This is a genomic window from Pseudonocardia sp. NPDC049635 (assembly GCF_040659795.1).
Taxonomy (GTDB): domain Bacteria; phylum Actinomycetota; class Actinomycetes; order Mycobacteriales; family Pseudonocardiaceae; genus Pseudonocardia.
Genome location: NZ_JBFAON010000014.1, coordinates 136716 through 149365, shown reverse-complemented (window position 1 = coordinate 149365; position 12650 = coordinate 136716). Strand labels below are relative to the sequence as shown.

The 12650-nt window shown below is 73.8% G+C and carries 13 protein-coding genes; 6 read left to right on the top strand and 7 right to left on the bottom strand.

All coding sequences use genetic code 11. The annotated features are described in order from the left end of the window. Positions 1 to 460 precede the first annotated feature (460 nt). Positions 461 to 1132, top strand: a complete 672-nt coding sequence (locus AB0J24_RS18150) for a TetR/AcrR family transcriptional regulator (RefSeq protein ID WP_358682708.1) — start codon at positions 461 to 463, stop codon at positions 1130 to 1132. Between the two features lie 33 nt (positions 1133 to 1165). Here AB0J24_RS18150 and AB0J24_RS18145 read toward each other — a convergent pair whose 3' ends face one another. Further along, the gene (locus AB0J24_RS18145; protein ID WP_358682706.1) at positions 1166 to 2482 is read right to left on the bottom strand and encodes an aspartate aminotransferase family protein; all 1317 of its coding nucleotides are present in this window, start codon (positions 2480 to 2482) and stop codon (positions 1166 to 1168) included. A 92-nt stretch (positions 2483 to 2574) separates the two neighbouring features. On the opposite strand from AB0J24_RS18145, the gene AB0J24_RS18140 reads away from it, so the two are divergent. After that, positions 2575 to 3501, top strand: coding sequence for a LysR substrate-binding domain-containing protein (locus tag AB0J24_RS18140; protein WP_358682704.1), 927 nt, complete (start codon positions 2575 to 2577; stop codon positions 3499 to 3501). A gap of 6 nt (positions 3502 to 3507) precedes the next feature. Here the strand turns inward: AB0J24_RS18140 and AB0J24_RS18135 are convergent, their stop codons facing one another. After that, on the bottom strand, positions 3508 to 4674 hold the full coding sequence (locus AB0J24_RS18135) for a GDSL-type esterase/lipase family protein (RefSeq protein ID WP_358682702.1): 1167 nt from the start codon (positions 4672 to 4674) through the stop codon (positions 3508 to 3510). 155 nt (positions 4675 to 4829) lie between these two features. Next, positions 4830 to 6029: an FAD-dependent oxidoreductase gene (locus AB0J24_RS18130; protein ID WP_358682700.1), complete on the bottom strand. Its 1200-nt coding sequence runs from the start codon at positions 6027 to 6029 to the stop codon at positions 4830 to 4832. A 114-nt stretch (positions 6030 to 6143) separates the two neighbouring features. On the opposite strand from AB0J24_RS18130, the gene AB0J24_RS18125 reads away from it, so the two are divergent. Continuing rightward, entirely contained in the window at positions 6144 to 7052 is a 909-nt protein-coding gene (locus tag AB0J24_RS18125) for a LysR substrate-binding domain-containing protein (protein ID WP_358682698.1), read from the top strand. 196 nt (positions 7053 to 7248) lie between these two features. On the opposite strand, the gene AB0J24_RS18120 is transcribed toward AB0J24_RS18125, so the two are convergent. Further along, a complete protein-coding gene (locus tag AB0J24_RS18120; protein ID WP_358682696.1) occupies positions 7249 to 8148 on the bottom strand; it encodes an enoyl-CoA hydratase-related protein in 900 nt (299 codons plus the stop codon). 98 nt (positions 8149 to 8246) lie between these two features. Here AB0J24_RS18120 and AB0J24_RS18115 point away from each other — a divergent pair, with 98 nt between their 5' ends. After that, the gene (locus tag AB0J24_RS18115; RefSeq protein WP_358682694.1) at positions 8247 to 8861 is read left to right on the top strand and encodes a TetR/AcrR family transcriptional regulator; all 615 of its coding nucleotides are present in this window, start codon (positions 8247 to 8249) and stop codon (positions 8859 to 8861) included. An 8-nt stretch (positions 8862 to 8869) separates the two neighbouring features. Here AB0J24_RS18115 and AB0J24_RS18110 read toward each other — a convergent pair whose 3' ends face one another. Beyond that, positions 8870 to 10156, bottom strand: coding sequence for an acyl-CoA dehydrogenase family protein (locus AB0J24_RS18110; RefSeq protein ID WP_358682692.1), 1287 nt, complete (start codon positions 10154 to 10156; stop codon positions 8870 to 8872). Between the two features lie 11 nt (positions 10157 to 10167). Further along, on the bottom strand, positions 10168 to 11247 hold the full coding sequence (locus AB0J24_RS18105; RefSeq protein WP_358682690.1) for a phosphotransferase family protein: 1080 nt from the start codon (positions 11245 to 11247) through the stop codon (positions 10168 to 10170). Positions 11248 to 11344: 97 nt separating this feature from the next. Here AB0J24_RS18105 and AB0J24_RS18100 point away from each other — a divergent pair, with 97 nt between their 5' ends. Together AB0J24_RS18100 and AB0J24_RS18095 are read left to right on the top strand one after the other, a co-directional pair. Beyond that, positions 11345 to 11692: an enoyl-CoA hydratase-related protein gene (locus AB0J24_RS18100; protein ID WP_358682688.1), complete on the top strand. Its 348-nt coding sequence runs from the start codon at positions 11345 to 11347 to the stop codon at positions 11690 to 11692. Then, positions 11689 to 12171 carry an enoyl-CoA hydratase-related protein gene (locus AB0J24_RS18095; protein ID WP_358682686.1) on the top strand — a complete coding sequence of 161 codons (483 nt, stop codon included), beginning with the start codon at positions 11689 to 11691 and terminating at the stop codon, positions 12169 to 12171. The genes AB0J24_RS18100 and AB0J24_RS18095 overlap by 4 nt, the downstream gene beginning before the upstream one ends. A 5-nt stretch (positions 12172 to 12176) precedes the next feature. Here AB0J24_RS18095 and AB0J24_RS18090 read toward each other — a convergent pair whose 3' ends face one another. Beyond that, positions 12177 to 12422: a hypothetical protein gene (locus AB0J24_RS18090; protein WP_358682684.1), complete on the bottom strand. Its 246-nt coding sequence runs from the start codon at positions 12420 to 12422 to the stop codon at positions 12177 to 12179. Positions 12423 to 12650: the final 228 nt, after the last annotated feature.

Below are 12650 nucleotides of genomic sequence, written 5' to 3'. Positions count from 1 at the left end.
CCTGCTGCTGCTCACCCTGGATCGACTTCGCGGACACCGACCCACCGGTGCCGCCTGAGGTCTCGGCCAATCCCGTCTCCCTTCACCCGGATGCGGCCCCATCCTGCGATCGTCGAACCGATCGCGGACCATCACCGCACCACGCTCACCGACAACACCTGCCGAGCGGGATCGACGTTGCCATGCCGACCGCCGTTCCGCCTGATCGGTCGAATTGTAGGAACACCGGTGTAACTCCGATCAAGGTGTGGTGGCTGTGGTCTCCGAAAGGGGTCGTCCGGCGCTGTTCGATGGACCGTCCGGGCGGGCCGGACGTGTTCGGGGCGCGGATGACTCCGCCGCGCGATGCGACCGGACCGCATTCTCCTCACCTCGCGCTCCGGACACCGCAAGCCGCGGGTGGCCGAGCCCACCCCCGCCGGATCCGAGTGAACACCTCGCAGCCGGGTAGGTGTCCACCGTGCCCCGCAAGAACAGGTGGACCGACCTCGTCGCCGCGGCGGGTGAGGAGTTCCGTGAGCACGGTTACGACCACGCCACACTGGACGGCATCGGCGCCCGCATCGGCATCCTCAAGGGCAGCGTCTACAACTACGTCAGCAGCAAGGAGGAACTGCTGCTGGCCGTCGTCGAGGCACCGGCCCGGAGCCTGCTCGGCGAGCTGGAGCAGCTCGGCCGGGACCACACGAGCAGTGTCGCCGTCCGGCTGCGCGAGCTGGTCCGGATCCAGGTCAGGGTGTTCGCCGACCACTATCCGGCGGCGTTCGTGTACCTGCAGCACGTCGGCCGGTCCCGGACGCCCGCGTTCGCGTTCTTCGACGACATGGACCGGCGCTACACCGCCGCCGTCGAGACGCTGCTCGCCGAGGGCGCCCGCACCGGTGAGCTGTCACTGCCGGCGAGCCCGCGGGTCGCCACCCGCGCCGTGGTCGGGATGCTCGACTGGATGCAGCACTGGTTCACCCCGCGCGGACCCGACGCCGACCAGGACCTGGCCGACCAGCTGTTCGCGATGATGCTGGGCGGGCTGCTGTCCGGTGGCGGCGTGCGCGGGCTGTCCGGGGCGCTGCCCCCCACCTCGGCCGGACCCGCCGTCGCCCCGCCGCCCGCCCGGCGACCACGCGGTGGCTGATCGCGGCCCGGATCGGCCCACCGTGCTCCGGGGTCAGCGGGTGACGTCGGTGAGCGCGGCGTCGAGGATCTCCAGGCCGCGCCCGATCTCCGCCTCGGTCGCGGTCAGCGGTGGTGCGATGCGGAAGGTGCCGCCCATCCCGGGGAGCTGCACGATGTTCATGTGCAGGCCCAGCTCGGCGCACCGGCGGGTGACCGCGGCACCGAGGGCATCGGTGTCCGCACCCGTGCCGGGGCCGGAGCGGCCGCCCGGTGCGCCACCGTCGGCGTCCGCCGCGACCAGCTCCAGCCCCACCAGCAGTCCCCGGCCGCGGACGTCGCCGATCACCGGATGCCGGCCTGCCAGCTCGCGCAGCCCGTCCTGCAGCAGCGTGCCCAGCTCACGGGCCCGTTCGTCGAGCCGGTCCCGGGCGAGCACGTCGAGCACGGTGTTGCCGACCGCGGCCGGCAGCGGGTCGTTGACGTGCGTGGTCAGGAACAGGAAGCCGCGGTCGTGCGCCTCCTGCTCGATCTCCGCGCTGGTCAGGACGGCCGCCAGCGGCAGCCCCGCGCCGAGCGTCTTGGACAGCGTCAGGATGTCCGGGACGACGCCGTCGCGCTCGTGCGCGTACCAGTCACCGGTGCGGCACAGCCCGGTCTGCGCCTCGTCGAGGATCAGCAGCATCCCCCGCTCGCGGCACTTGTCGCGCAGGGCCGCGAGGTAACCGGGTGGCAGGTCGACCACACCGCCTGAACTGAGGATCGGCTCGACCAGGCAGGCGGCGAGGCTGCCGACCGACTGCGCGTCGATCAGGTCGAACCCGAGATCGAGCTGGCGACGCCAGTCCAGGTTCCCGTCGGAGTCGACGATCGAGGGCCGGAACCGGTCCGGGACCGGCAGCGCGAAGTTGCCCGGCGCCCCCGGCCCGTAGCCGGAGCGGCCCGCGACGTAGGTGGCGCTCGCGGCGCCCTGGGTCATGCCGTGCCAGGACCGGGCGAACGAGACGACCTCGTGCCGGCCGGTGACCAGTTTCGCCATCCGCAGCGCCGCCTCGTTCGACTCGGCGCCGGTGGTCAGCAGCATCGCCCGGTCCAGCGGGTCGGCGAGGGTACCGGCGAGCCGCCGCGCGAGGTCGATCACCGGGTGCGACAGCATCCCGCTGTAGAGGTGGTCGAGCCGGCCGATCTGCTCGCGGATCACCTCGACGATCTCCGGGTGCGAGTGGCCGAGGATCGCGCTCATCTGCCCGGAGGTGAAGTCGAGCAGCTCGCGGCCGTCCTCGGTGAACACCGAGGTGCCCTTGGCGCGCTCGACGATCCCGGGGGTGAACCCGCCCGCGTAGCGGATGAGGTGGCTGGTGGCGTCCGGCATGGCATCGAGGCTAGGAACCTCGGGCGTGCACGTCCATCACACGGTTCCGACGCTGCTGTTCGGTGATGATGAACAGCGGGCACACTTCGGGGATGCTGAACCCCTGGCGGTTGCGGATGCTCGGGCTGCTCGACAACCTGGGCACCGTCCGCGCGGTCGCGCAGGCCCTGCACGTCAGCCCCTCGACGGTGTCCCAGCAGCTCACCGTGCTGGAGACCGAGACCCACGCCACGCTGCTGGAGCGGTCCGGGCGCCGGGTCCGGCTCACCCGCACCGGGATCGCACTGGCCCGGCGGGGGCGGGAGATCCTGGACCGGATGGCCGAGGCCGAGGCCGAGCTGCGCGCGCTGAACGACGAGCCGATCGGCACCGTGCGCCTCGGCGTGTTCCAGAGCGCGATCCATCCGCTCGCCGTCCCGGCCGCCGCCCGACTCACCGGATCGCATCCGCACCTGCACGTGGAGCTGGTCGAGGCCGAGCCGCACGAGAGCGGACCGGCGCTGCGCACCGGTGAGCTGGACGTCGTCGTCACGACCACCGACTTCGTCGAGTTCCCGTGGAGCCGCGACCTGGAGATCGTGCCGCTCGGGGTCGACCCGGTGGTGCTGGTGCTCCCCCACGCCCACTCGCTGGCCCGGCACCGGGTGGTCGATCTCGCCGCCTGCGCCGCGGAGCTGTGGGCCTGCGACCGGTCCGGCTCCTACATGGACGAGCTCACCCGCCGGTTGTGCCGGGAGTCCGGATTCGAGCCGCGGGTGGCCTGCCGCTTCGGCAACTACCTGCTGACCCTGCGCCATGTCGAGGCCGGCCGATCGGTCGCCCTGCTGCCGGCACTCGCGGTGGCGGCCGGCCACGACGTCGTCACGCGGGAGCTGACGACACCGGTGCACCGCAACGTCGCGATCGTGCGCCGCCGCGGGACGGCGCTGCGCGCCGCGGTGGACGCGGTCGTCGAGGCGCTGCTCGACCATCCCGACATCCCGGCGCTGGCCGCGCCCGGATCGCACCGGCGGCGCTGAACCTCCTCAGGTGGCGCCCCGCCCGGTGAGGATCCGCGCGGCGAACCGCTCACCCATGAACCTGTGGGTGGCGGGGTCCGGGTGCAGGCCGTCGGGCAGCGGGTGATCCAGGGCGTCGGCCGGGCCGTACAGCGACTCCCCGTCGACGTGGTGCAGGTTCGGGTCGGCACCGCTGCGCTCGGCCACGATCCGGGCCAGGTGCTCGCGTATGACGCGCAGGGTGAGCTTCCCGGCCGCGACGTCGGCCGGGTCCCCCGTCGCGACGAACCGCAGCTCGCCTGCGGCCACCGCCACCGGGTCGAACGCTGCCGGCCCCGGCGTGTCCTCGTGGATCGGGCAGTGGATCGGCGAGACCACCACGAGCGGGGCCTCCGGGTGCCCCTCGCGGACGGTGTCGAGGAATCCGTGCACGGCCGGACCGAACGCCCGCAGCCGCATCAGGTCGGTGTTGACCAGATTGATCCCGATCTTGACGCTGATCAGGTCGGCCGGGGTGTCCCGGGTGACGCGCGCGGCGAACGGGTCGAGCAGCGCGCTGCCGCTGACACCGAGGTTGACCAGGTCGAACCCGCCCGCCACCGCCGCGACCGCGGGCCAGGTGCCGAGCGGGTGCCCGGCGCCCGAACCCTGGCTGACGGAGCTCCCGTGATGCAGCCAGAGCGGCCGCCGCCGCGGTGCCGGGCGCAGCGCGGCGTCGGCGCGCAGCTCGACGATCTCGACGGTCTCGTTGTGCGGCAGCCAGATCTCCAGCACCTTGGGCCCCGCGGGGAGGTCGTCGAACACGATGGTTGCGGGTTCGGCCGGGCTGGTCTCGCGGGTGCCGGTGGCAGGATCGACCGTGACCGTGGTGGCGGTCTCGAGGCTTGCCCTGGCGACCGGGCGGTCGTCGACCACCAACTCGAACACCCCGGGTGGTCGTGCGGGCAGTCCGCGGTAGCCGATCCGGGTCGCGAGTGCGGTCAGCTCGACGGTTCTCGCCTCCGTCTCCGCGACGAGCCGGACCCCCGACGGCTGGGCCTCGGCCTGCTCCAGCTGCGGGTCGCGGGCCTGGGCGAGTGCCGCTGCCGGCAGCCGGTGCGCGCGGAACCCGGCCGGTGTCCGTTCGATCTCCAGCGCACCGCGGACCAGCTCCGCGGTGCCGGAGGAGCTGACCGGTCGCGCGGTATCGCGCATCGTGCCTCCACCGGGACGGGCGCCCCGTGCGGGCGCGCTCGGGTCGAGCAGACACCGTGCCGCCACGGCACGGTCAACCGGGTCCGGTCGTGTTCCGGGCCACCACCCGAGCACACCGGGCCGCGGAAGCGCTCGGCCGGGCCGGTGCAGCGGTGTCAGACGCCGCGGGTCCGCAGGAGGCGGGAGTCGGTGAGTGCCGGGCGGTCGAGCGCGAACTCCTCGATCGGGTACCCGGTACGTCCGGTGAGCGCGAGCTCGGCCAGGATCCGGCCGAGCAGCGAGGTGAACGCGGACGCGGGACCGGCGCCGACCGCGACGCTGACCCGGGGGTGCCCCGGCACCGTGCCGAGCACGAGGCGCCCGTCCGGCGGGGTCGTGCACAGGCTGGTCGTCGTGCACAGCTCGGGCCCCAGCATCCCGGGCACGTGCTCGGCGAGGAACGCCTCCTGGCGCTTGTGGTGCAGCGGGTCCGGCTCGAACACCCACGGGGCGGCGGTGGCCTCGGGGGCGAACCTGCGCTCACCGAGCCCGGTGGCGACCTCGGCGTGCACGCCGAACCCGGTGTAGTCCTCCGCGCCGTGCCACCGGAACACCGGGAACCGCTCGGGCGAGAAGTCGATCAGGTTCGGGGTCGCGTAGTAGGTGAGCACCTCCTGGGTCGCGGTCAGCGGGAGGGCGGGCAGCAGCCCGTCCAGCACTTCGTTGGTGCCCGCGTCGACCGCGACGACGACGCGCTCGGCCCGGTAGATCTCGTCGTCGGTGACGACCTCGACGTGCCGGCCCGGGTCGTGCAGCACCCGGACCGGGCTGTTCTCCCGGATCTGCGCGCCGTGACCGCGGGCCAGCGCGACGTGCGTGGCGTCGGCCCGCCGCACGTCGAGGACGCCCGAGCGCCTGCGGTGGAGAGCCCGTTCGGTGCCGTGCAGCCGGAACTGCGGCCAGCGCGCGGTGATCGACCCGGCGTCGAGCAGCTCGGCGGTGGTGTCGTCGTCGGCGCGGGCGCCGGGGGCACCACCGTGCCGGGGGGCGACGGCGGTGCCGGGCCCATGGCCTGCCCCGACGTCGGTGATCACCAGGCCGCCGGTCTCGGTCAGCAGGGTCTGCCCGGACAGGCTCTCGACCTGTCGCCAGGTGCGGTGGGCGTGCGGGGCGAGCGCGGCGTGGACGTCGCGGCGCGGGGTGAGCCCGAAGGTCCGGCTGTGCTCACGGCGCCCGGTGTCGTGGTCGGGTCCCGGAGCGCGCTGCTCCAGCCCGAGCACACCGGAGTACGGCGCCGCGGTGCGGGCGAGCCAGTAGAGCGCGGCCGAGCCGATGCCGCCGCACCCGACCACGAGAAATGGAGCGTCGCTGTTCACCGTGGATCTCCCGGAGGTAGGCGCCCTCCACCCTGACCCTGACGACAGCGCGGCGGGGGTGTTCGGCCATCGACCGTCCCGATACTCCGATAAGGACGCCCTTATGATTCGGGTATGGACGTCGAGCTGCGTCAGCTGCGGGTGTTCCTCACGGTCGCCGCGGAGCTGCACTTCAGCCGGGCCGCGGCCCGGCTGCACGTCAGCCAGCCCGCACTCAGCCAGCAGATCCGGACCCTGGAACGGGCCGTCGGAGCGTCCCTGTTCGACCGGACCAGCCGGGCCACCGAGCTGACGCCCGCCGGGCGGGTGCTGCTCGACGCCGCCCCGCGTGTGCTGTTCGAGGCCGAGCGCGCAGGCGTCCGGGTCCGGCAGGCGGCGGAGGGTGCGAGCGGGCTGCTCGTCGTCGGCTCGGTCGGGACCGCCCTCGCCTCGATCGCGCCCCGGATCCTGCGCACGGTCCGGGCCCGGTTCCCGGACCTGCAGATGGAGGTGTCCCAGCACGACACCGCGGCCCAGATGGTGATGCTCGCCGAGGAACGGCTCGACGTGGGACTGGTCCGCTCGGCGGCGCCGACGAGCGGGGTGGTCGTCGAGGAGCTGGTCACCGAGCCGTTGCTGGTCGCGCTCCCCGGCGACCATCCGCTGGCCCGGCACGACACCGTGGAGGCCGCGGCGCTCGCCGACGAGCCGTTCGTGCTGTGGCCGCGGCCGCTGGGCGCCGAGTTCTTCGACATCATCACCGGCTACTGCCGCGATCACGGGTTCACCCCCCGGATCGTCGCCGAGGGCGCCGACATCGAGACCCAGCTCAGCCTGGTCGCGGCCGGTATCGGGGTCTCGCTGCAGCCGTCGTACTACGCCAACCTGCGCCCGCCGGGCGTCGCGTTCCGGCCGCTGTCCGGTGAGGTGCCCTCGGTCGCGCTGCAGGTGGCGTGGCGGCGGCGCAACCGCTCCGCCGCGGTGACCCACTTCGTCGGCGCGGCCCGGGAGTGCGCCGGCACCGGCACCGAGATCGGCACCTGAGCCGGCGCCGGCGCCGACATCAACACAGGCGCCGGCGCCGACATCAACACGGCCGCCGGCGCCGACATCAACACGGCCGCCGGCGCCGACATCAAGACAGGCGCCGATACCGACACAGCCGCCGGTACCGGCATCGACGCAGGCGCCGGCCCGGACACCGGCTCCGTCACTGCCCGGTGAGCCGGCACCGGTTGGTTCAGGCCGTGCCGTCCGGCCGCTGCGGCCAGCCGGGGACGACGTCGAGGTGCTCGCCGACCCGGCCCGGGAAGCGCGGTGGCCGCTTCTCCAGGAACGAGGCGACCCCCTCGCGCGCATCCGCCGCGCGCCCCAGGTCCCGGATCGCCGCGGAGTCGAGGCGATGTGCCTCCCACGGTGACGACGCCCCCAGCATCGACCACAGCAGCCTGCGGCTCAGCGCGACCGACACGGCGGAGGTGTTCTGTGCGATCTCCCGGGCGAGCCCGCGTGCGGTGCCGATCAGCTCGTCGTCCGGCACGACCCGCGAGACGAGCCCGCCGGAGAGCGCCTCGGCGGCGTCGAACACCCGGCCGGTGGCCACCCACTCCATTGCCTGCGAGATGCCGACGACCCGGGGCAGGAACCAGCTCGACGCCGCCTCGGGCACGAGCCCGCGGCGGGCGAACACGAAGCCGAAGCGTGCCGAGGTGGCCGCGATCCGGATGTCGGCGGGCAGTGTCATCGTCGCGCCGATGCCGACCGCCGGCCCGTTGACCGCCACGATCACCGGTTTCAGCGAGGCCGCGATCCGCAGCGAGACCACACCGCCCGCGTCCCGCGGGACGCCGCCGACGGTGCCGAAGTCACCGCGTTCGACGGTGCGCGCCTCGTCGTCGGCGTCGAAGGTGCGCTCGCCGCGGCCGAGGTCGGCGCCCGCGCAGAAGCCGCGTCCGGCACCGGTGAGGATCACCACGCGCACGGACTCGTCGGCGTCGGTGGCGTCGAAGGCGTCGACCAGCTCGCGGGCCATCGTGGCGGTGAAGGCGTTGAGCCGGTCCGGGCGGTGCAGGGTGATCGTGGCGACCCCGGCCCCGGCTCCGCCGTCGTGGTCGACCCGGATCTCGCTGTACTCGCTCATCGGGTCATCCTGTCCCGCCGGGACCGGCCGCCGGGGGCCGGGCAGCCGGGCGCCGGGCCAGGACCCCGCAGACCGGGCCGATGGGCCATGCTGACGCGATGAGCACCGCCGAGGACACCGACCCGGGAGCGCCCCGGCGCGGTGGGGGCCGGGACGCGATCACCGCGGCCGCCCGCGAGAGCTTCGCCGAGCGTGGCTACCACGGCGCCTCGATCCGGGACATCGCCCGGCGGGCCGGGCTGTCGCTGTCCGCCCTCTACTACTGGCACCCCAGCAAGCAGCACCTGCTGGCCGCGCTGATGGAGGAGATCACCCACGACTACTTCGGGCGCTGCGACCTCGCGCTGCGCGAGGCGGGCGACGACCCGGCGGACCGGCTGAGCGCACTCGTCCGGGTCACCGTGGAGTACCGGGTCAGCCGGCGGGTGGAGAGCAACATCGCCGCCCTCGAATGGCGCAACCTCGAACCCGCCAACCGGGAGCGGCTGAGCGGGCTGCGCCGGGCCGCGACCCGGCTGTGGGCCGACATCATCGACGACGGCGTCGCCCGCGGGGTCTTCGGCTGCCCGCACCCCGACGACGCCCGGCGGGCCGTCCTCGCCGCCTGCAACGCGATCGTGCAGTGGTACGAGCCGGGGGGCGAGATCTCGCCGCCGGAGCTGGCGGAGCGCTACACCGGCATCGCGCTGCGGATCGTCGAGCACCGCGGCTGAGCGGCCCCTCACGAGCCTGCCGACATCACGTCGAGCAGGTCGGCGAACCGCGCCCGGGCCGCCTCCCGCCGGGTCGGCACGTGCTCGGAGGGCACCTCCCGGGGCTCGTACTCGCGCAGTATCCGCCGGGCGACCGTCACCTTGTGCACCTCGTCCGGGCCGTCGTAGATGCGGGCGGCCCTGGCGTGCCGGTACATCGCCTCCAGCGGCAGGTCGGTGGTGTAACCCAGCGAGCCGTACGCCTGGACCGCCCGGTCGATCACGTTGTAGAGCACACCGGCGCCGTAGAACTTGATCATCGCGATCTCGGTGAGCGCCGCGGCGGTGCCGCCCTGGTCCATCTTCCACGCGGCCTGCAGCGTCATCAGCCTGGCGGCCGTCATCTCGGCGGCCGAGGTCGCGACCCAGTCCTGCACCATCTGCTTGTCGGCGAGCAACGAGCCGTGCGTGTACCGGGAGACCGCCCGTTCGCACAACATGTCGAACGCCCGCCGGGACTGGCCGAGCCAGCGCATGCAGTGGTGGATGCGGCCGGGCCCGAGCCGCTGCTGGGCGAGCAGGAAACCGTCGCCCTCCTCGCCGATCAGGTTCTCGGCGGGGACCCGGACGTCCCGGTAGCGGATCTCGGCGTGCCCACCGGGCCGGCCGAAGTGCTCGTGCGGGTCGCCCATCGTCGGCACGTCCCGCAGGATCTCCACGCCCGGCGCGTCGGCGGGCACCACGAAGATCGACGCCCGCCTGCGCGGCGGCGCGTCCGGGTCGGTGACGGCCATCAGGACGAGGATGTCGGCCACCGAACCGTTCGAGGTGAACCACTTGTGCCCGTTGACGAGGTAGCCGTCGCCGTCCCGGACGGCGCGGGTGGTGAGCAGCGTCGGATCGGCCCCCGCGCCGGGCTCGGTCATCGAGAACGCGCTGCGCAGCGTGCCCTCGAGCAGCGGTTCGAGCCATCGCCGCTTCTGCTCGGCGTTCGCACCGAGGGCCAGCAACTCGGCGTTGCCGGAGTCCGGTGCGTTGTTGCCGAACACGGCGGGCGCGTACACGCAGCGGCCCAGGATCTCGTGCATCAGCCCGAGCCGGACCTGCCCGAAGCCCCCGCCACCGAGCTCGGGCGGCAGGTGCGCCGCCCACAGCCCCCGCGCCCGGACCTCCTGCTTGAGCGGCGCCGTCACCCGGTCGAGGTCGGCCGGTTCCAGGTCGAGCGTCTCCAGCGGGATGATCTCGTCGCGGACGAAACCCTGCATCCACTCCAACTGCTCGGCGAACTCCGGTTCGGTCGAGAAATCCCAGGCCATCGGCTCCCCTCTCAGATTCCCGCTTCGCGCAGGGCGGCCCGTGCGGATCCGCCCAGCAGGGTCAACTGCTCCGCGCGCGCCCGCGCCTCGGCCAGGTGCCCGTCCTCGGCCATGTGCCCGGCGAGGTAGCGGGCCGCCACCCCGGCGCTGATGCAGGCCGCCCGCCAGCGGGCGAACGCGGTCCAGTACGGCAGGTCCGCGACGTCGCGGCCGGAGCGGTCCGCGTAGCGGCGCACCAGCTCGTCGCGCCGCGGGAAGCCGGGTGCGGTGCTCGGACCGGCCGTCGTCGGCACCAGGTCCTCGCCGGGGTCCGGCCAACCCGAGGTCAGCCAGGCCAGGTCCGCCATCGGGTCGCCGGTGGTGGCGAGCTCCCAGTCCAGGACGGCCCGCAACGTGCCGTCCGGCCCGAACACCGCGTTGCCGGGCCGGTAGTCACCGTGCACGATCCCGGTGCCCTGCTGCGGGACGTGTGCGAGCAGCAGGTCGTGTACCTCGTCGAGCAGCGTCAGGTCGGTGGCGAGGCCGGGCAGCCGCTGCGCCGAGGCGCGCAGCTGAGCGTGCCAGCGCCACAGCTGGCGCTGCAGGTAGCCGGTGCGGCGCACGAGGCCCCCGAGCCCGATCCGGGCCGGGTCCAGCGCGTGCAGCTCGACCAGGACGTCCACGGTCTGTTCCCCGGCCCGGGCGCAGGCGGCCGGGCCCAGCGCGGTCCCGGCCGCGGCGTCGGCGAGCACCGCGCCCTCGACGAACTCCATGACGTAGAACTCCGCGCCGGTGACAGCCGGATCGGGGCAGAAGGCCAGCGGACGTGGGACCGGCACGGCGGTCGGTGCCAGTGCACGCAGGAACCCCCACTCCCGGGCCATGTCGTGCGCGCCGGCGAGCACCCCGCCGGTCGGCGGGCGGCGCAGCACGTAGGTCGCCCCGGTGGCGTCGGTGACCCGGTGGGTGAGGTTCGAGCGGCCGCCGACGACCAGCTCGAACCGGACCGGCCCGACGAGCCCGGCGACGTTGCCGGTGAGCCAGCGCGTGACCCGGTCCGGATCGAGCCCGACGGCCTGGGGGCCGGCCGGCCGGTCGGGATCGCTGCCCATCACCCGTCCTCACGTCGGCGCTGAACGATCGTTAAGGCAGCATGACACCGGGCGGGGAACGGGGAAAGGGCACGAGGGAGGGCACGGTGAGGGTTTGATGAGCGGCGGTGCAGCGGACGGCACCCGGCGGGTGCGGGTCACGACGCACGGCGGGGTGACCGAGGTCCGGCTGTCCCGGCCGGACAAGCGCAACGCGCTCGATCCCGCGATGTTCGCCGCGCTGGTCCGGACCGGCGAGCGGCTCCGCACCGAGGGGGCGGTACGGGCCGTGGTGCTCTCCGGCGAGGGTCCCGACTTCTGCGCCGGACTCGACCTGGGTGCGCTCCGCGCGATGGCCGAGGTCAGCGGCTCTCGGCCACCGCAGCGCTACCGCCTCCGGACGGCCCGGCCCGGGCGGCGGGTCAGCGCGCCGCGCACGTGTGGGCCCGGATCCCGGTACCGGTGATCGCCGCGCTGCACGGGAACGCGCTCGGCGGCGGCCTGCAGGTGGCGTTGGGCGCCGATATCCGGATCGTCGCGCCCGATGCCCGGTTGTCGGTCATGGAGGTGTTGTGGGGGCTGGTGCCGGACATGACCGGCACCCAGCTGCTGCCCGAGCTCGTCGGCCGGGACGTCGCGAAGGAGCTGGTCCTGACCGGACGGGTCGTGCGCGGTGATGAGGCCGTCACGCTCGGGCTGTGCACCCGGACCGCACCGGATCCGCGGGCGGCGGCGCTGGAGCTGGCCGGTGAGATCGCCGCACGCAGTCCGCACGCGGTCCGGGCCGCGGTACGGCTGCTGGACCTGGCGGGCCGGGTCGATCTGGCCGCCGGCTTCGCCGCCGAGCAGGACGAGATCGGCGCGTTGATCGGCAGTCCGAACCAGGCCGAGGCGGTGGCCGCGCGATCGACCGGTCGCGAGCCGGTCTTCACCGACCCGGAGTGACCGGGTCAGGACCTGTCCGGCCCCGTGCCGTGGTCGAGCCGGTCGGAGCGGTCGACGGCGAGCCTGCCGAGGTCGCCGACGTGGGTCGGGCACACGTCGATGTCGGCGTGGTGGGCCCAGCCGTGCTCGATGCAGCGGGCGCGGAGCACCGGATCGAACCTCTCGGTACCCGAGACCGTGACGTCATGGGTGACGGGGGGCGTCCAGCAACCCTGCACGTCGCAGTACACCCACCCCTGGGTGACGATCATCCGATTCCACTCCTCCCGGTCGGGTACGTCTCCCGCCCCTCTCGGATGCCCCACCGGTGGATCGTGGATCGTGCTGTCACCGGTGGACGACCTGCGGCCGGGACCGGAACGACCGGCGGCATCGGCGCGCGCGGTCGTCCGGTAGCCGAGTGCGAGGCTGTGATTAATCGATTAACCTCAGGCTAGGAGGTTGCCGAGAAGGCGTCAACCCGTGTCGGAGAAGCAGGA